At 44.7% G+C, this 19,198-nt stretch carries 18 protein-coding genes; 17 read left to right on the top strand and 1 reads right to left on the bottom strand.

Going from position 1 to position 19,198, the window contains the following annotated elements; all coding sequences use genetic code 11:
- The first annotated feature begins 95 nt into the window (after positions 1 to 95).
- From NOM01_RS01595 to NOM01_RS01535, 13 genes are all read left to right on the top strand, one after another.
- Positions 96 to 287 (top strand): alpha/beta-type small acid-soluble spore protein, encoded by a 192-nt coding sequence (locus NOM01_RS01595; protein ID WP_093671926.1) that lies wholly within the window; start codon positions 96 to 98, stop codon positions 285 to 287.
- A gap of 326 nt (positions 288 to 613) precedes the next feature.
- Positions 614 to 1,810: an ATP phosphoribosyltransferase regulatory subunit gene (locus NOM01_RS01590; protein WP_255745806.1), complete on the top strand. Its 1,197-nt coding sequence runs from the start codon at positions 614 to 616 to the stop codon at positions 1,808 to 1,810.
- Positions 1,807 to 2,457: an ATP phosphoribosyltransferase gene (hisG, locus tag NOM01_RS01585; protein ID WP_255745805.1), complete on the top strand. Its 651-nt coding sequence runs from the start codon at positions 1,807 to 1,809 to the stop codon at positions 2,455 to 2,457. Before NOM01_RS01590 ends, hisG begins: the two co-directional genes overlap by 4 nt.
- The gene (gene hisD, locus NOM01_RS01580) at positions 2,444 to 3,727 is read left to right on the top strand and encodes a histidinol dehydrogenase (protein ID WP_255745803.1); all 1,284 of its coding nucleotides are present in this window, start codon (positions 2,444 to 2,446) and stop codon (positions 3,725 to 3,727) included. Before hisG ends, hisD begins: the two co-directional genes overlap by 14 nt.
- Positions 3,720 to 4,313, top strand: a complete 594-nt coding sequence (gene hisB / locus NOM01_RS01575; protein ID WP_255745801.1) for an imidazoleglycerol-phosphate dehydratase HisB — start codon at positions 3,720 to 3,722, stop codon at positions 4,311 to 4,313. Before hisD ends, hisB begins: the two co-directional genes overlap by 8 nt.
- The gene (hisH, locus tag NOM01_RS01570) at positions 4,310 to 4,969 is read left to right on the top strand and encodes an imidazole glycerol phosphate synthase subunit HisH (protein WP_255745799.1); all 660 of its coding nucleotides are present in this window, start codon (positions 4,310 to 4,312) and stop codon (positions 4,967 to 4,969) included. The genes hisB and hisH overlap by 4 nt, the downstream gene beginning before the upstream one ends.
- A complete protein-coding gene (hisA, locus tag NOM01_RS01565) occupies positions 4,969 to 5,691 on the top strand; it encodes a 1-(5-phosphoribosyl)-5-[(5-phosphoribosylamino)methylideneamino]imidazole-4-carboxamide isomerase (protein ID WP_255745797.1) in 723 nt (240 codons plus the stop codon). The genes hisH and hisA overlap by 1 nt, the downstream gene beginning before the upstream one ends.
- Positions 5,691 to 6,449, top strand: a complete 759-nt coding sequence (gene hisF, locus NOM01_RS01560; RefSeq protein WP_255745795.1) for an imidazole glycerol phosphate synthase subunit HisF — start codon at positions 5,691 to 5,693, stop codon at positions 6,447 to 6,449. The genes hisA and hisF overlap by 1 nt, the downstream gene beginning before the upstream one ends.
- A complete protein-coding gene (gene hisIE / locus NOM01_RS01555) occupies positions 6,446 to 7,117 on the top strand; it encodes a bifunctional phosphoribosyl-AMP cyclohydrolase/phosphoribosyl-ATP diphosphatase HisIE (protein ID WP_255745793.1) in 672 nt (223 codons plus the stop codon). Before hisF ends, hisIE begins: the two co-directional genes overlap by 4 nt.
- Positions 7,118 to 7,215: 98 nt before the next feature.
- On the top strand, positions 7,216 to 7,806 hold the full coding sequence (locus NOM01_RS01550; RefSeq protein ID WP_255745791.1) for a DUF2953 domain-containing protein: 591 nt from the start codon (positions 7,216 to 7,218) through the stop codon (positions 7,804 to 7,806).
- Between the two features lie 4 nt (positions 7,807 to 7,810).
- Entirely contained in the window at positions 7,811 to 8,272 is a 462-nt protein-coding gene (gene ytfJ / locus NOM01_RS01545; protein ID WP_255745789.1) for a GerW family sporulation protein, read from the top strand.
- 550 nt (positions 8,273 to 8,822) lie between these two features.
- Positions 8,823 to 9,797 carry a class I SAM-dependent methyltransferase gene (locus NOM01_RS01540; RefSeq protein WP_255745788.1) on the top strand — a complete coding sequence of 325 codons (975 nt, stop codon included), beginning with the start codon at positions 8,823 to 8,825 and terminating at the stop codon, positions 9,795 to 9,797.
- Positions 9,798 to 9,819: 22 nt separating this feature from the next.
- Positions 9,820 to 11,022 (top strand): acetate/propionate family kinase, encoded by a 1,203-nt coding sequence (locus NOM01_RS01535; RefSeq protein WP_255745786.1) that lies wholly within the window; start codon positions 9,820 to 9,822, stop codon positions 11,020 to 11,022.
- A gap of 260 nt (positions 11,023 to 11,282) precedes the next feature.
- Here NOM01_RS01535 and NOM01_RS01530 read toward each other — a convergent pair whose 3' ends face one another.
- Positions 11,283 to 12,380: a M24 family metallopeptidase gene (locus NOM01_RS01530; protein WP_255745784.1), complete on the bottom strand. Its 1,098-nt coding sequence runs from the start codon at positions 12,378 to 12,380 to the stop codon at positions 11,283 to 11,285.
- Between the two features lie 253 nt (positions 12,381 to 12,633).
- On the opposite strand from NOM01_RS01530, the gene NOM01_RS01525 reads away from it, so the two are divergent.
- From NOM01_RS01525 to dnaE, 4 genes are all read left to right on the top strand, one after another.
- Entirely contained in the window at positions 12,634 to 13,317 is a 684-nt protein-coding gene (locus NOM01_RS01525; RefSeq protein WP_255745782.1) for a metal-dependent hydrolase, read from the top strand.
- Between the two features lie 21 nt (positions 13,318 to 13,338).
- Positions 13,339 to 14,652, top strand: coding sequence for a DRTGG domain-containing protein (locus NOM01_RS01520; protein ID WP_255745780.1), 1,314 nt, complete (start codon positions 13,339 to 13,341; stop codon positions 14,650 to 14,652).
- A 60-nt stretch (positions 14,653 to 14,712) separates the two neighbouring features.
- Positions 14,713 to 15,642 (top strand): DHH family phosphoesterase, encoded by a 930-nt coding sequence (locus tag NOM01_RS01515; protein WP_255745778.1) that lies wholly within the window; start codon positions 14,713 to 14,715, stop codon positions 15,640 to 15,642.
- Positions 15,643 to 15,704: 62 nt separating this feature from the next.
- Positions 15,705 to 19,097 carry a DNA polymerase III subunit alpha gene (dnaE, locus tag NOM01_RS01510; RefSeq protein WP_255745776.1) on the top strand — a complete coding sequence of 1,131 codons (3,393 nt, stop codon included), beginning with the start codon at positions 15,705 to 15,707 and terminating at the stop codon, positions 19,095 to 19,097.
- Positions 19,098 to 19,198: the final 101 nt, after the last annotated feature.

The raw sequence follows: 19,198 nt of genomic DNA, 5'->3' as shown, positions 1-19,198 counted from the left end.
TTGATCTGATCATTGAATTGCAATAATTACCATTCCTCCTTGTGCATGTAGAACTTAGACTCTGCACAATATAATGGCACAAGGAGGTGAGAGACATGGCAGAAAATAATAGCAATCAGATCCTTGTTCCAGGTGCAGAAAAAGCACTTGAACAAATGAAAACGGAAATCGCTTCTGAATTTGGTGTACAACTTGGCCCTGATACAACTTCACGTGCCAACGGTTCTGTTGGTGGTGAAATTACGAAACGCCTCGTAGCAACTGCATTGAGCAGCGGCAAGTTCTAATCTTGAATGAACCTTCAAAAAAGATCTTTAAAGAGCGGCTTCGGCCGCTCTTTTTCAATTTGTTCTGTTATTGGATTGTATGGGTGTCAAAATGTACACGCACTTATGCAGCGATGGGGCTGCAGAAACAGGTACCTTTATTATATTTATACGACTGAATGAATTCGGAAAAAGAATAGAACCTATTGACTATTTCCAGTATTTCCTCTAAAATACACATTACATGCTTTACTATGCTAATGAGATAAAGTAACGGGATTTCTTTTATTATCCATTTCATACATAATAAAATAAAGAGAATGAATTTTGAGAGGGAGAAAAGATTGATGTCACAACCCTATATGTTTGAAAAGCCGCTCGGACTGCGTGATACATTACCGCGAGCACAACAGGAAATTTCACGATTAGAACTTATCTTTCAGCGTGAGCTGCAGCGCTGGGGGTACGATTTTATTAAGACTCCCGCTTTGGAATATGCGGAAACGATTGGTCGGGCATCGGCAATTGCCGACAATCGTCTCTTTAAATTTCTAGATGCTGAAGGGCATCCTGTGGTTTTGCGGCCCGATATGACGACGCCGATTGCCAGAATAGCGGCATCGAGCTTGAGAAATGCACCGCTTCCTCTTCGCCTGTCGTACACGGCAGATCTTTATCGTAGTCAGCGTAAGGAAGGCGGCCACCCAAGCGAATTCGAACAGACGGGGGCAGAACTCATTGGCGATGCAACGCCATATGCAGATGTAGAAGTGATTTCATTAATGATGAGCCTTCTTGAGAAAAGCGGACTTGCGTCAGTGAGGCTTGCCGTTGGTCATGTCGGTTTTGTGAACGCCTTTTTCTATGATCTTGTTAAGGATAAAGAAATTGTAAAACAGCTGCGAAACCTGCTGTACAATAAAAACGATGTCGGCTTTCATGAATATGTAGCATCACTGAATCTGCCGATCGATGCAGCAAAACGACTGAACGCATTTGTTGACTCCAGAAGAATGAACAATGAAGAAACATTGGCGTACATTGAAACCTTGGTGTCGGGTTCCGCAACTCCGGTGCATTCTTATTATCGAAATATTTTAAAATTGATTCACTTGCTCAAACTGGATCATTTAGAATCGCAGATCGATTTGGATATCACTCTTGTACCTCATTTAAGTTATTACACCGGATTCGTTTTTCAAGGATTCGGTGGTAATCTCGGATTTCCGGTTGCGAGCGGAGGAAGATATGATGATCTGCTTGCGAAATTTAACCGCCCATGTCCTGCCACCGGATTCGGAATTCGGCTTGACCGGCTGATGAGCGCCATTAAAATTCCTGATGATAAAAGATCCAAGCGCAAAAGTGCAGTCATTTATAACCGCGAAAACGCAGGAATTGCGATGCGATTTGCTGCTGAAGAACGAGAAAAAGGCCACGCCGTTGTTCTGCAACACGCGGATGGGATCGATAACCCGGATACATTCGAACAACAATTCGAATCGGTCAACTATTTTTTGGATAGAACGGAGACTGGAGAATGAATCAATCAGTAATAACAATAGCAATGCCTAAGGGACGAATTTTCGGTGATGCATGCAAGCTCCTAAGAAATGCCGGGTTTCGGCTGCCGGATACTTTCGAAACAACACGGAAGCTGATTCTTGATTTGGAATCCGAACCGTTTCGCTTTATTCTCGCGAAGCCGGTTGATGTTCCGACCTACGTTGAGTACGGGGCGGCAGACCTTGGCATTTCCGGAAAAGATGTATTGCTTGAAAGTGGAAGAGATGTGTATGAAATGGTTGACTTGGGAATCAGCAAATGTCACATGGCGGTCGCAGGGCTGCCGGGTCATCAAAGCCGTAATCCTTTTCTTAAGATCGCAACAAAGTATCCGAAGATCGCATCTGATTTTTACCGCAGGCGCGGAGAACAGGTGGATTTGATTGCATTGAACGGTTCCATTGAATTGGCGCCAATTGTAGGACTTGCCGATGCCATCGTTGATATCGTTTCTTCGGGGCAGACACTGAAAGAAAACGGACTTGTAGAGTATGACCGGCTCCTCGATATCAGTTCAAGGTTGATTGTTAATCCGGTCAGCTATCGATTGAAAAAAACACAGATCGATCAAATTGTGGAAAAAATGATCAGAGCAACGGAGGGGACCAAGATTGGAATGGATTAAGGATGGAAATTTGGATTTCTTAAACAAAAGAAAAGTGGAAGCCAAGGAAGAGGCACAAAAATCCGTCGCATCCATCATCGCAACCGTGAAATCTGATGGAGACAATGCATTGAAGAGCTACACGAAACAGTTTGACGGGATTGATCTAGAATCCATTCGTGTGACTGAGGAAGAGAAACGTGAGGCCGCATCTCGTGTTCCGGAACAGGTGTTAGAAGCAATCAAACAAGCAGCAAAGAATATTCGCGCTTTTCACGAAAAACAAGTACCGAAGTCTTGGACAGAAACCGTGGATATGGGAGTCGTACTTGGTCAAAAAGTAACCGCACTTGATTCGGTCGGAGTATACGTTCCCGGCGGTACGGCCTGCTACCCATCATCAGTTCTTATGGGCGCTATTCCGGCACTTGTGGCAGGAGTAAAACGTGTTGTACTCGTTTCTCCTCCTCAAAAAAACGGACGGATTGCGGATGGTGTACTTGCTGCGGCACGTGAGATCGGCATTCATGAAATTTACCAAGTTGGCGGTGCGCAGGCCATAGCGGCGCTTGCTTACGGAACCGAATCAATAAAACCAGTGGACAAGATTGTCGGACCCGGCAACCTCTATGTTATGCTCGCAAAAAAGCATGTGTTTGGCGATGTTGCGATTGACAGTCTTGCAGGACCAAGTGAAATTGCTGTTGTGGCCGATGAGACGGCTGATGCTGCATGGATTGCAGCGGATCTCTTGTCCCAGGCTGAACACGACCGTCTCTCGATGCCGGTGCTCGTGACGACTTCCGAATCATTCGGAATGGATGTAGAAAAAGAAATTGAAAAACAGCTTCAGGATCTGCCACGTGTTGACATCGCCTCCGCTTCGGTGAACAAACAGGGGAAAATTATTTTGGTAAAGGATATTCGAGGAGCAGCGACAGTCATTAACAGGATTGCACCTGAACATCTGGAGCTTGCGACGCATGATCCGCATGAAATTCTTGAATTGATCCATAATGCAGGCGCTATTTTCTTGGGCAAGTACAGTTCGGAACCGGTTGGCGATTATTTCGCGGGTCCGAATCATATTATCCCAACCAATGGTTCGGCACGCTATGCCAGTCCTCTTGGCGTTGAAAGCTTTATCAAGCATTCAAGTATCATTGAATACAGTGATGAGGCGCTTCAGGCGAACGGACAGGCAATTGCCGCATTTGCCCGATTTGAAGGATTGGAAGGGCACGCGCGTGCGGTAGAAAAAAGAATGAAAGGTGCGGTCATTCATGGATAAGCGAACGGGTTACGTGGAACGTGATACTTTTGAGACACAAATTAAACTAAAATTTTCCATTGACGGAAATGGCGAATCACATCTTGAGACGGGTGTGCCTTTTCTGACTCATATGCTTACGTTGTTTACCAAGCACGGGCTGTTTTCACTTGATGTGGATGCGCAAGGCGATACTGAGGTCGATGATCACCATACGACTGAAGATATCGGAATTTGCCTCGGAAAAGCGATTCGTGAGGCAATTGGCGATAAAAAGGGCATCAATCGCTACGGCTATGCGGTTGTTCCGATGGATGAGGCACTGTCAGAGGTTGCCATTGATTTAAGCGGGAGACCCTATTTTGTTTTTAACGGAGAGCTTCCTTCGCAGAGGGTCGGGACATTCGATACAGAGCTTGTAAAAGAATTCCTTGATAAACTATGTATCGAGGCACAGATGAATCTTCATGTCACCATCCGTTATGGAGAAAATACCCACCACATGATTGAATCGGTATTTAAGGCACTCGGTCGTGCCCTTGACGCGGCGACTGTTCAAAATCCAAGAATTCAAGGGGTTCTGTCGACGAAAGGAACGCTGGGATGATCGGAATTGTAGATTATGGCATGGGCAACCTGTATAGTCTCAGTCAGGCATTGAAAAGGCTCGAACAATCTTATATCATCAGTGATGACCCGAGTGAACTGGACACGACAGATGGATTGATTCTGCCGGGGGTCGGCGCTTTTAAGGATGCCATGGGCTTACTTAATGAGAAGCATTTAAGTGACTATTTGAAACGTTACGCACAAACAAAACCATTACTCGGTATCTGTCTCGGCATGCAGCTTCTGTTTGATGAAAGTGAAGAAGGTGTTCTAACGGGAGGGCTTGGTCTGATACCCGGTCGTGTCGTTCGTTTCGCCGGTGTATCCGATAACGGAGTTCGCTATAAAGTGCCCCACATGGGCTGGAATACGTTGACTTTTGTCGATGCCCAATCACCTTTGCTGCTTGGGTTAAAACCGGATTATGCGTACTTTGTTCATTCTTACTATGCAGAACTGAAAAACCGCGATACATTGATTGCTGCCGCAGATTACTACGGTGAAGTACCTGCCATTGTCGGCATGGGACATGTGTTCGGGACCCAGTTCCACCCGGAAAAAAGTGGTACGTTCGGTCAGGCCTTGTTAAAAAATTATTTGCGACTGGTGTCTCAAAAAGGCGATACCTGTTCATGCGGAGAGGAGAAGTGCTGATGTTCACAATATATCCTGCGATTGATTTAATCGATGGCAAATGTGTGCGGCTGTTTCAAGGTGATTATGATCAATCCACGATTTATGGTGACGATCCAGTCGCTATTGCGCGCTCTTTTTTTGAACAAGGCGCCCAATGGCTTCATGTTGTCGATCTTGACGGAGCTAAAGCCGGACGTCCGATCAATCAAGGTTTAATCGCTCGAATGGCTGCAGAGGTGCCGATCAATATCGAGGTCGGAGGCGGTATCCGTTCAATTGAGACGGTGGAAAGCTATTTAAATCAAGGGATTAAACGTGTCATTTTGGGCAGCTCGGCAATCAGTGATCCGGAATTTTGCAAACTAGCGTTAAACTGTTACCCGGAAGCTGTCGTTATCGGACTGGATGTGAAGAATGGCAAGGTTGCGGTTCGAGGCTGGCTTGATGTTTCTGATTTGAGCGCTGCCGAACTCGCCAATCGATTGATTCAAGAGGGTGCCGAGCAATTCATTTATACGGATATCTCAAGGGACGGCGCGCTTCAAGGCGCCAATGTTGCAGCTGCCGAACAGCTTGCCGACGAAATTGGCAAGCCTGTTGTTGTCTCCGGTGGCGTGACGACACTTGAAGAAGTCAAGCAGATGATTAATAATCGAAGAGTAAGCGGCGCGATTATTGGCAAAGCACTCTATACGAAACAAATCGAGCTCAGCGATGTGATCAAGGCGGTGAAACACTGATGCTTGCAAAACGAATCATTCCCTGCTTGGATGTGAAAGACGGGCGTGTCGTTAAAGGAAAACAATTCGTTCAATTACGCGACGCCGGCGATCCCGTGGAACTTGCCATGTTCTACAATCATGAAGGTGCGGATGAGCTTGTTTTTCTTGATATATCGGCATCGAATGAAGGACGAAATACAATGGTTGAAGTCGTGAAGCAGGTTGCGGCAAAACTCAACATTCCATTCACAGTTGGCGGGGGCATCCATTCACTGGAGAATATTAAAACACTGTTGCGCGCAGGTGCCGATAAGGTATCTCTGAACAGCTCAGCAGTGGCAAATCCCCAGCTGATTGCAGAAGGTGCCGACTTTTTCGGTAATCAATGCATCGTGTGTGCCATAGATGCCAAATGGAGCCCGAAAACAGGTACATATAAGGTTTATACCCATGGCGGACAAAAAGAGACGCCGCTTGATGCCGTTGAGTGGGCGAAGAAGGCGGTTGCGCTCGGCGCAGGAGAAATATTGCTGACGAGTATGGATCAGGATGGGGAAAAGAAGGGCTTTGAACTGAATCTGACAAAGAAGATAAGCGAAGCGGTTGATGTTCCTGTTATTGCCTCAGGAGGCGCCGGGAAAGCTGCTGATTTTCTCAATGCTTTTGAAGAAGGCAAAGCCGATGCTGCGCTTGCTGCCTCAATTTTTCATTACAAAGAAACGTCAGTCGCAAGTGTAAAGACGTTTTTAAAACAAAAAGGAGTGGCCATTCGATGAATGTTGAAACACTAAAATTTGATAATAACGGACTCATTCCTGCAATTATTCAGGATGCGCAAAGTAAGGAAATCCTCATGATGGCTTATATGAACAAAGAATCGATTGCAAAATCGCAGGAGAGTGGTGAGACGTGGTTCTTTAGCCGCGAGCGCCAGGAACTGTGGCACAAAGGTGCGACTTCAGGAAATACGCAAACAATTGTAGACTGGTCGGTGGATTGCGATGCTGATACTTTGCTTATCAAAGTAAACCCAGCCGGTCCGGCATGTCATACAGGAAAATACAGCTGCTTTGTTCCGGAAAAGAGCGACAAGCAGGAAGCTGTTGCTGCTGGAGCAGACCGATTTGAAATTCTTGCCGAATTGGAGCATGTGATAGCCGAGCGTGAAGCAGAACGTCCGGAAGGTACGTATACGACTTACTTGTTCAACGAAGGAATTGACAAGATCCTTAAGAAAATTGGAGAAGAAACTTCCGAAGTGATTATCGCTGCCAAGAATCGATCCGTTGCTGAATTGGAGTGGGAAGTTTCCGATGTGATCTATCATACCTTAGTCATGCTGCGCGAGCAGGGAGTTGGCTTTGATCGAGTGCTGCGCGTTCTTGAAAAGCGCCACCGTGATAAAAGTGAATTTCAACGTGAAAAAGCGAAAGATGTTGACTAACTATTAATTCCCGGGAGGCTTGTCCTCTCGGGTTTTTGTATTTTTTTGGCTTATTTACCGGATACTATTTACAAAAGCATGAAAAAGGAGCGTTTGTGGTGCGCCTGTTCATCATTTTGTCGGGACTATTTGCGAGTATCTTGTTGCTTATTTGTTTTATCGCTGTGAGAAGCACGCTCACGATACGCGTCAAATTCCTGATCGGAGCGCATCATTTTCATTGGAGTGCAGAAGTTTATTTATGGGGAAGGCAAGTTTGGACGATTAAGTCGAGGAAAAGGTCAGAAGCGAAGAAAAAGACAACAGGCGGGAAAGCGGGGGGTAACGATTCAGACAATGATCAGGAAGACAGTCTCAAATTATGGAATGAGCGTTTGGACAATGGACTCAAATTGCTGCGTTCATTGAATCTTGGGGAGTGCGTAGTGGTCAGACATATGGTTTGGGTGACGACATGCGGGACTGGTGATGCTGTGGAAACAGCGTTGCTTAGCGGAATCATTTGGTCTATTAAGGCATCCATTTTGCCATGGGTTTCACGATTCTGCAGTGATCGTCCGAGAATAAATGTTGTACCGACTTTTCAAAGAAAAACTCTGAATTCAGATCTGTCGTGCATGTTTCAAGTCAAGATCGGAGACGCTATAGCTATGATCAAGAAAATCAGACGCCATTGGAAAGAAGGTTAAACATATGGCTGATCATCCAATACAGGGATTAATGAAAACAGCACTTGAGAGCTTGCAGGCTATGGTCGATGTCGGCACAATTGTCGGGGATCCGATTGAAACTGAAGATGGGCATACAATAATTACTTTGTCAAAAGTAGGCTTTGGTTTTGTTGCCGGCGGCAGCGAGTTCACAACAAAAAATGAAAATCAGGATGAAGATCCGGCTGAAGATACCGAGGCTTATTTGCCTTTTGGTGGAGGAACGGGCGGAGGCGTTTCCATTACGCCGATTGCCTTTCTTATTATCGGGCGTGAAGGTGTTAAGACCATTCATTTGGACAACAATACCCATTTATACGAACGATTAATTGATCTTGCCCCGCAAACGATTGAAAAGATTAAAGAAGTTATTGAGAAGAACGGAGGGGCCAGTACTTCAAGAAGGAAAAAACGCAGAAGCGATTGGCAGGACGATGATGATTAAATCAAATAGCTTTTTCTGATGCAGAATGACCTTCAACGATCATTCTGTTTTTTTATTTTTGGCGAATGGATTCTCCAGTCGAAATGCGCTGTCCAATAACTATTAAAATGAGAAGGTTTGAGATCCAAATTAATAGGTTCATCGTAAAAGTTTGGGTTATAATAAAGCTGTACGAAAAACTTTTTCACCGTTAAATGAAACAGATGGATCAATCTTTACGTAAATAGTTGATGGTTTTCGTAAATTTGTCGCTTTTGTGCGACAATTGCTCTGTGTACGTTTTTAGGCTATAGTGAACCTAGGAGTGAGTGTGATCATGACTGGAGATAGAAGAATGAAAGTCGGACAGGTGTGCATGTTTCAGGTATTTACGTTAAGAGATATGGGCAACCTATCATTAAAAAGTATACATAATTTCTATCAAACAAGTCAGCATTCGCCATTTTATGGACAAATTTATGTAATGATTTCAAGAATTAAGCGGGTAATCTTTTCAGCTTAGCTGTATAATATACATTGTAAGCGCTTTATACATTTGGAGGATATCGTTTTGCAGACAACAACAGTTAGTGAACTTTTTTCAGTATACGACCAAGCAGCACTTTTCATTAAAAAGAATAAGCAAACGGATTATTTAACAGGTTTATGTGATGCAGCTGAAGGATTGGCTCAAGACGTGATCCATGATGATGAATTAACGGATAAATTAAAGCCGTTATATGATCGCTATTACAGCCAGACAATGACTTCTGAAGACGTCAGACGTGCTCTGCAGCTTGCTATTCTAAAGGGAATGAAAGCTTCACCGCAGCCGAATCATGAACTGACTCCGGATACTTTGGTGCTTTTAATGGGCCATATGATTGCCATGCTAGAAGGAAAAAAGCCATTTTCAATTCTCGATCCGGCAGTTGGTGCGGCAAATCTATTGACCGGCATTATGAATCAGTCGGAAACCGACGATATAAATGCTTTTGGTATTGATGCGGATCCCTTATTAATCCGCCTTGCAGCTGCAAACGCAAATTTGCAGCAAAAAGAAATACAGCTTTTTCATCAAGATGGATTGAAACCAATACTGATTGATCCTGTTGACGTTGTCGTTTGCGATGTTCCTGTCGGTATTTACCCTGATCAAGACTCAGCAGAAGCATATGCACTCAAAGAGGTCGCTGAAAAACCACTGACTCATTTTTTATTTATGGAGCAGGGGCTGCGCAAGCTGAAGCCGGAAGGTTATTTTCTTTCGCTTGTTCCGAATCATCTCTTTTCTAATGATCGCAATCATGTTTTTCATGATTTTCTTCAAAAAAATGCAACCATCCTTGCATTGATCCAACTTCCTGCTTCTTTATTTGCGAAGTCGGATCAAGCGAAGAGCATTCTTTTGATGCAGAAGAAATCAGGAAGCGCGGCACTCGCAAAACAAGCGCTTCTCGGTGAGATGCCTGATTTCTCAAACGAAGTAAAGATGCGCAAGTTCATGCAGCAACTAGATCATTGGTTTCTGCACCGTTCGGTTTAAGAAGACGAGAGGGTGATCTACAATGGCATTAATTCTCGCGATCAACGCTGGCAGCTCATCACTGAAGTTTCAACTTCTTGATATGCCTGCTGAGCATTTGGTAACCAAGGGTTCTGTTGAACGTATTGGTTTGTCGGATTCCATTTTTACAATTAGTGTCAATGGTGAGAAGAAGCAGGAAATCGCCTCGATTTCAGATCATGAAGTGGCGGTACGGATTTTGCTTGATCGATTGACTGAATTGAAAATTGTCCATTCCTTGAAGGAAATTGAAGGAATCGGCCATCGTGTCGTCCATGGCGGAGAAGAGTTTGATGATTCTGCACTGGTGACCGACGATGTGATTAAGAAAATAGAAGATCTTTCTGATCTTGCACCATTGCACAACCCGGCTAACTTAGTCGGCATACGTGCGTTTCGAGAAGTGCTCCCCGATGTTCCTGAAGTTGTCGTATTCGATACGGCCTTTCATCAAAGCATGGGCAGTGAAGCGTATTTGTACAGCCTTCCCTATGACTACTACAAACAATTCGGCATTCGAAAATACGGTTTTCATGGTACGAGTCACAAATATGTTGCCTATCGGGCGGCAGAGCTGCTTAAGCGCCCCATTGAGAATCTTCGCTTGATTTCCTGTCACTTAGGAAACGGTGCCAGTATCACCGCTGTCAAGGGCGGCAAATCCATTGATACATCGATGGGTTTTACGCCGCTTGCCGGCTTGACGATGGGTACGCGTTCAGGCGACATTGATCCGGCACTGATTCCTTTTATTATGGATAAAACTGGCATGAATGCAAATGAAGTGATCAACGTGCTTAATAAAAAGAGCGGATTGCTTGGACTGTCCGGATTTTCAAGCGATTTAAGAGATATTGAGAAGGAAGCAAAAAGAGGGAACAAACGCGCAAAGCTCGCAATTGAGGTATTCGTTGAACGGATTCAAAAGTATATCGGATCATTTGCGGCGAAGATGAACGGTGTTGATGCAATTGTATTTACTGCGGGCATTGGTGAACATAGTTCGATGGTTCGCGCACATGTACTTGATGGACTCGGATTTATGGGTATTGACTGGGATGCAGAAAAAAACAAGATTAATGGCAAGGAAATCTCGATCAGTACGGATCAATCGAAAATTAATATTCTTGTCATCCCGACCAACGAAGAAGTGATGATCGCGCGTGACACGGTCCGTCTTTCGAAGAAACATCAGGAAATCTGAAGTTATGTTCTAAGAAAACTTAGTTTCGGCAAATCTTAGTTGTGATGATCATAAGCAGCCGGATTTCTCTTGAACTGTTGATTGCGGTATTTTGCCAAGGCCGTCCACACTAACTACTCTTCAATTCTATATCATTACTTGTACAAAAAATGCGCTGCAGGTTCAAACCTGCAACGCATTTTTGAGTCAAAGACCGGATGAAATCTATCAAAATGTGTTCGGACAGAATCACATCTCTGACCTGTCTATTTGCTTTAAAATCAATCGATAATTTGGAGCTTCTTTGGATAATGCGTCAATGTTTCCGGACCGTTCTCGCTTAGGTAAACATCGTCTTCAATCCGGACTCCGCCGACTTCAGGGACGTAAATGCCTGGTTCAATCGTGAACACCATGCCGGTAGTCAAGGTTCTATTATTCGCAGCGCTCATTGATGGCTGTTCATGTTCACCGAGGCCCAAACCATGTCCAAGACGGTGGGTAAAATAGTCACCGTAACCGGCATCAGCAATGACTTTTCGGGCTACTCCGTCAAGATCACCGATTCTGAGTCCCTGGCGGACTGCTTTGATCGCGGCCAAATTTGCTTGCAGCGTTGTTTCATAAATTTTGTACTGCTCGTCGGATATATGCTTGTAACATACGGTCCGTGTGATATCGGAGCAATAACCGTCAATCACGACACCAAGATCGAAAAGAACGAAATCACCTTCACGGATCTGACGTGTTCCCGGATAGCCATGAGGTTTTGCGGTATTCTCTCCGGCAAGGACCATCGTATCAAATGCCATCTCTGAGTAGCCTTGTTTGGCTAGTTCGTGCTCAATTTCAGCAATGATTGCCGTTTCTGTTCGGCCCTTTTTAATTGCATCAATGCCTAATTTAACGGCATAATCTGCGATTTCACCTGCTTTTTTCATTGCAGCAAGCTCGCCTGCATCTTTAATATTACGCATGTCGGCGAGATAATCTTCAATGGATTGAAACACAATCTGCGCGTCAATAGCTGTTAAAGCCAAAGCTTTGTTGTATGGCAGAGTGCTTGGTTCAATAAATACTTTACTGAACTCAGCATGTCGGCCGCTCAATGCTTTTTTAACAGAATCCCACGGATCTTGATCATCGCGATAGCCGATTACTTCATGGCCGAAAGCAGAAGCTCGTGCTTGACCAACTTCGAGTTCAGGGCAAATTAAGAAAGGTTCATCATCTGGGAAGAGAAATAAACCAAGAAAACGTTCATGAGGATCACATTTAAAATGAGTAAGATAGAAGACGTTGGTCGGATCTGCGATATAGGCGAACCTGCCTTCTTGCTCACGCAGCCACTTTTCAATTTGCTTCATTTTCTCTGACAATTAGGGTCACTCCAGTTTCATTCGTAATATGTATAATGTATCACAAAATAGAAGCATCGGGGCCGTTCGTCATAATTTCATTGGAAATTTAAAAACGTGTTTGGATCTGCTTTCTGTACCCGCCTGTTTCATGCGAACCTAGTCCTATGTAGTGTATAATAAATTTTAAACCAATCAGTACGGATGAATGGAGAGTCAAAAAGTTTACATTGTCAAAAAGCGAACTAACGTTCTATAATAAGGAGTGAAATGAATGAGAATTACATATGTCGGTCATTCAACGGTTCTAATTGAAACGGTGAAAGGTAATTTATTAATTGATCCTTTCATCACTGGAAATCAAAACACACCTTTAAGTATTGATGATTTGCCGAAAATCGATGCGATCCTTTTGACACATGGTCATGGTGATCATATTGAGGATACTCAGCCGATAGCTGAACGCGATGGCTCTCTGATTGTTGCCATTGCTGAACTTGCTACCTATTTTAAATGGAAAGGATTGAACGTCCACGGGATGTCCATCGGCGGCGCTCATGAATTTTCATTTGGAACGGTCAAGATGACACAGGCATTTCACGGATCGAGCATTACGGATAGCGCACGTCGACAGATTATTTATGCGGGCATGCCTGCCGGACTTTTATTAACTATTGAAGGCAAGACGATCTATCATGCAGGAGATACCGCGCTTTTTTCTGACATGAAATTAATTGGCGAACAAAATAATCTTGATCTCGCATTTTTGCCAATCGGTGATAATTTTACAATGGGACCGGCCGATGCGCTGCAGGCAGCAAAATGGCTTAAGGCGAAGGCTGTGGTTCCGATTCATTACAATACATTTCCTGTCATCACTCAGGATGCTAAGAAGTTTGTAGATCAGCTTGATGGACATGGATATGTCTTGTCGCCTGGTCAAACACTAAACCTGTAAGAGCCGTTTGGAGCGATTGAGATGGAGACAAAACATGACCAAATCTTAAAATACATCGCTGATCTTGAGATCGGAAGCAAGATCTCTGTTCGGCAGACTGCTAAAGTGCTTCAAGTGAGCGAAGGAACAGCATATCGGGCAATTAAAGATGCGGAGATCCAAGGAATGGTCAGCACAGTTGAACGTGTCGGGACAATTCGGATTGAGCAGAAAACACAAGAAAGCATCGAAAAGCTGACATTCGACTCGGTCGTCAATATCGTAGACGGACAAGTACTTGGGGGCAAAGCGGGTCTTTCGCGAATGCTGAATCACTTTGTCATCGGCGCGATGGAAATGGACGCAATGAAACGCTACATTGGCGCAAATGACCTGATGATTGTCGGAAATCGCGAGTCCGTCCACGAATATGCGCTTAGAGAAGGGGCAGCGGTATTGATTACCGGCGGTTTCAATACAAGCGAATGGGTTAAGCAACTTGCGGATCAAACACAGCTTCCGGTGATTTCAACATCATATGATACCTTTACCGTAGCTGCCAAAATTAATCGTGCGATCTATGATCAATTGATTAAAAAAGAGATCGTTCATGTTTCGGATATTATGATTCCCTTTGCTCAGACGCAGTTTGTTTTCACTTATGATTCGCCGAAACGGTGGTATGAATTAAATCATCGAACATCACATAGTGGTTTCCCGGTTGTGGATCAGCAGATGAAAGTGGTCGGCATTGTGGCCATGAAGGACATTTTGAAGGATCAAAAAGTTCGGACCATTGAAGAAGTGATGACTCCGATGCCGCTTATTGTCAACCCAACGACCTCTGTTGCGGCAGCTGCACATCGTATGATTTGGGAAGGAATCGACGGTCTGCCGGTTGTTGATACAGAGCATCATCTCTTGGGAATGATCACGCGTCGTGATGTGCTTAAGGCACTGCAGATGATTCAGCAGCAGCCGCAGATGGGGGAGACGATTGAAGATATTGTATCGTCTCAGCTCAAGGATTATTCAGAGGATAATCACTATATGTTTCAATTCAATGTCACACCGCAAATGAGCGATTACTTGGGTTCTGTGTCACACGGCGTTATGACTTCGATGGTAACGACAGTATCCCGTCGCGTACTGAATCATCTGCGTCGAAGCGATTTAGTCGTGGACAACCTCTCGTTTTACTTTTTCAAACCGGTACAATTGGAGCAGACCGTAACGGTACGTCCGAAAATTCTCGAAATGACGAGAAGAAACGGAAAAATGGATATTGAATTGTTTGTTGAGGGTCAGCTTTGCGGGAAGGCATTGTTGAATGCTCAATTTATTGACCGTTACTAACTCTGATTAATGCAGTGCGGATAAGTGGATTGCTTGTCCGATTAAAAAGGAGGATTTTCATTGATTGACAAAATAGTGGATTTGATTAGACAGTACGACACAATCATTATACATAGACATGTCCGACCTGATCCGGATGCATTGGGCTCTCAGGGAGGTTTGGCTTGTCTGATCAGAGATAATTTTCCCGGAAAAAACGTTTATAGTGTAGGCGAAGAATCCGAATCGCTGCAGTTCCTTATAAAAATGGATCAAATTGATGACTCGATTTATAGAAATGCTTTGGTAATTGTCTGTGACACAGCAAATCGGGAGCGTATTTCCGATGAGCGATACAATAACGGTGCACATCTGATAAAGATTGACCATCATCCGGTTGTTGATTCTTATGGAGATCCGGAATGGGTCAATACAGAATCGAGTTCAACAAGCGAAATGCTTTGCTCCATTTTTCGAAGTCATCCGGAACTGACGCTGTCAACAGAGGCAGCACGTTTGCTTTATGCAGGCATTGTCGGAGACACCGGACGATTCCAATACAGTAACGTTACTTCGGAAACCTTTCTCGCAGCGTCAGAACTTGTCAAGCGGCCATTTAATCGTCAAGCGTTCTTTGATCAGCTGTATGAACGCAGTTTGGAGCAGGCCCGCTTAAACGGCTATGTGTTGGAACATTTCACATTGACTGAAGAAGGCGTGGGTTATGTGAAGCTGACGCAAGAGGTTATTCGCTCCTATCATTTGACTTCGTCCGATGCATCTGCACTTGTTAATTGCTTTTCAAATGTTGCGCATCTCAAAGCATGGGTTCTGTTTTCGGAAGAAGACGAGGTTATTCGAGCACGAGTCAGATCAAAAGCCCCCGTCATCAATCAATTGGCCGCAAAATACCATGGTGGGGGACATCCGATGGCTTCCGGTGCAACGGTCGGAAGCTGGGAAGAGGCCGATCAGCTCATTGCAGACTTACGCGCGCTTTGTACACAATGAACAGAGTGCAGGATACTTAAATGAAAAACTGAGGAATATGTTAAAAAAAGGGGTAAAGGCGCATGCCGTTTGTGCATCTTCATGTACATAGTGAATACAGTCTTCTGGACAGCACCTGCCGGATCAACGATTTAGTTGATCTGGCTAAACGTGCCGGACAAAAGGCGCTCGCGCTGACTGATCGAAATGTGATGTACGGCGTCATCCCCTTTTACCGTGCATGTGAACGGGAAGGCATTCATCCGCTGATTGGCATGGAGCTGGTGATTGATGAGAAAGCAAATGGAGAAAATGCGACACGTTCAAAACACTCAGAAGAGATGCCGGCAATCATCCTATTGGCACAAAACAATTCGGGCTATCAGCATCTCGTCAAACTGGCTTCACTTGTACAGTTCAGTAATGTCGGAAGTATTTCTTTACCGCAGTTAAAAAAATACACAGAAGGTTTGATCGCTTTATCCGGGGGACCCAGCGGACCGATTGACCGTTTCCTTGTTTCAGGGGATGTGACGCGTGCAAACCAGCTTGCGGAAAATCTGCATGCTCTTTTTGGCAACCGTTTTTTTCTTGAAATTCAGCGTAACGGAAATTTAAATGAACAACAAAAAGTCGAACGGCAGCTCCGTGAACTTGGAAAACGATATTCGATTCGTCTAATTGCCGCCAACAGTATTCACTATCTCAATAAGGAAGACGAGAGAGCACATGCTTGTCTCACATGCATACGAGATGGTATGAAGTTAGCGGACCGCCAGCAAAGCAGTTATGATTTTGATTTCAAGTCAACGGATGAAATGACGCGCAGGTTTAAGGATTTGCCAGAGGCGGTTTCATTGACGGGAGAAATTGCTGCAGCATGCAACGTTACCTTTTCATTTAATCAAGCCCGCTTTCCGGACTTCCCGCTTCCCAGTGGCCAGTCCGCTGAACAACGGTTGCGTTCATTATGCGAAAATGGATTGAAGGAACGATATAGGAGCATATCAGAACAGACTAAGCAGCGTCTTTACTATGAATTATCCGTCATTAATGAAATGGGCTTTAATGATTACTTTCTCATTGTCGCCGACCTTGTCGCGCATGCCCGATCAGCGGGATATATGCCGGGACCTGGTCGCGGCTCTGCTGCAGGTTCACTGGTGGCTTATGTATTGAAAATTACAGAAGTTGATCCCATTAAGTATCAACTTCTGTTTGAACGCTTTTTAAATCCGGAACGAGTAACCATGCCGGATATTGATTTGGATTTTCCAGACGTCGATCGTGACAAAATGATTGACTATGCATGTGAAAAGTATGGACGTGCGCATGTCGCGCAGATCATCACGTTTGGCACATTGGCTGCGCGTGCGGCGATCCGCGACGTTGGCAGGGTGCTCGGGAGCGAACCGCGGCTTGTCGATCGTATCGCACGTCTCATCCCCGGTGTTCCGAAAATGACATTGGAAAAGGCACTTAAGGATTCGGATAAATTGCGAAGCCTTGTACAGTCATCCGCTGCGGCAGGCGATCTTTTTGCGCTTGCACGTCGCATTGAGGGGCTGCCTCGACACTCATCCATTCATGCTGCGGGTGTCATCTTCAGCAATCAGCCTTTGACGGACACTGTCCCGGTTCAAAGAGGTCATGATAATGTCTCTGTGACGCAATACCCGATGGATGTTTTGGAAGCTTTAGGGTTATTGAAGATCGACTTCCTTGGTTTGCGCAACCTGACATTTATGAGAGAAATTCTTCAAAGGACGGCTGCATACAGAGACGGAGCCCTTGCAATTAATTCAATCCCTTTGGATGACTCTGAAACATTCCAGTTACTAAGCAGTGGCGATACAATGGGTATCTTTCAATTGGAGTCGGATGGTATGAGGCAAGTGCTCCGCAAACTTCAGCCCACTGAATTTGAAGATATTGTTGCTGTTAACTCGCTTTATCGTCCGGGACCATCTCAATTTATTGACCATTATGTGCGGCGGAAACATGGAGAGGAAAAAGTGGTTTATCCACATCCTGATCTGGAACCGATCCTCCGTCAAACATACGGTGTGCTTGTTTATCAAGAGCAAATCATGCAAATTGCCGTTAAAATGGCAGGCTACTCACTTGGTCAGGCAGACATTCTCCGGCGTGCGGTTGGAAAGAAGAAGCTTGGACTTCTGGAGAATCAAAAAAAGAGCTTTATGTCCGGATGCGTGCAGAATCACTACTCGGAAGCGGCAGCTAATCAAATTTTTGATTTAATTGTCCGATTTGCGAACTATGGATTTAATCGATCACACGCTGTTGCCTACAGCTATGTTTCGTATCGGCTCGCCTATTTGAAGGCACATTATCCCCAGGCATTTATGGCTGCGCATCTTACCGGAATTGTTGGCAACCCTGATAAGACTGAAGCGACGATCCGTGAGTTGCGAAATCGCGGCATCAGTCTGCTTCCGCCTTCAATAAATGAAAGTATGAACAGTTTTGAACCGTCAGGAGATGCCATACGTTTCGGTTTGGCCGGGATTAAAAATGTCGGCAACGGAGCGGTTGATGTAATCATAGCCGAGCGAAATCAAAGCGGAGCCTATAAAAGTCTGTACGATTTTTGCCGCCGTGTGCCGACACGAAAAGTAAATCGAAAGGCAATTGAATCAATGATTTTTGCAGGAGCGTTTGATTCATTCGGCATTGATCGCGCCGTATTGCTTGCAACATTGGATCGTGCAATCAGTTTAGGCGAAGAAGAGCAGAAACTGGCTGGAGGACAAGCTTCTTTTCCTATCTCCGTGGAGAATGAAGCGGATTATATCGATGTGCCGCCGCTGAGTGCAGCGGAAAAAATGCACTATGAAAGCGAAGCGCTCGGCTTTTATCTTTCTGCTCACCCGATCAGTGAATACAAATCCCGTCTGCCCAAATCATTTGTGACGGTCAGTGCGGCAGAAATTGCACCTGAAGGGCAAATCATAAACTTAGCTGTTATGATTGAACAAGTGAAACGCATTCGTACCAAGTCAGGACAGCCAATGGCATTTTTTTCTGCCGGCGATGAAACGGGATTGATTGACACCGTTTGTTTCCCCGCATCGTATGAAAAGGTTGAGGGGATCCTGCGTGATGGGCAAATGGCTGTGATCCGTGCAAAACATTCGAAAGGAAAAAATGATAAGCCGCAACTGGTACTTATGCGGGCTCTGCGTTTGCAAGACTATCTCTCTGACCTTCAGAAAGTGCTTTTCTTGAGAATAGATCATGCGCATTATCATCCGCAGTTACTTGAACAAGTAAAATCATCAATTGCCAAGCAGCCTGGTGAGCATCGTATCTTTCTCTATTATGAGTCCAATAAAAAAACAGTTGCACTTGATCCAAAATACGCGGTTCAATTAGACAGTTCGTTTGTTAAAACGATGCGGTTGCTTCTTGGAGAGAAAAATGTGATGATTAAAAGCGGTACAATTCCGGATTAATTCATCATGGATGAGAAAGAAAGAAAAAATACATGCTGTCATGTTCAAATACAGTCAGGAGCCTGCTCCTTCTGCATGTTGCTTATTTTTTTGCCGAACCT

Source organism: Sporolactobacillus sp. STSJ-5, from assembly GCF_024385605.1.
Classification (GTDB): Bacteria; Bacillota; Bacilli; order Bacillales; family Sporolactobacillaceae; genus Sporolactobacillus.
This window is presented reverse-complemented; position numbering and strand designations above follow the sequence as displayed.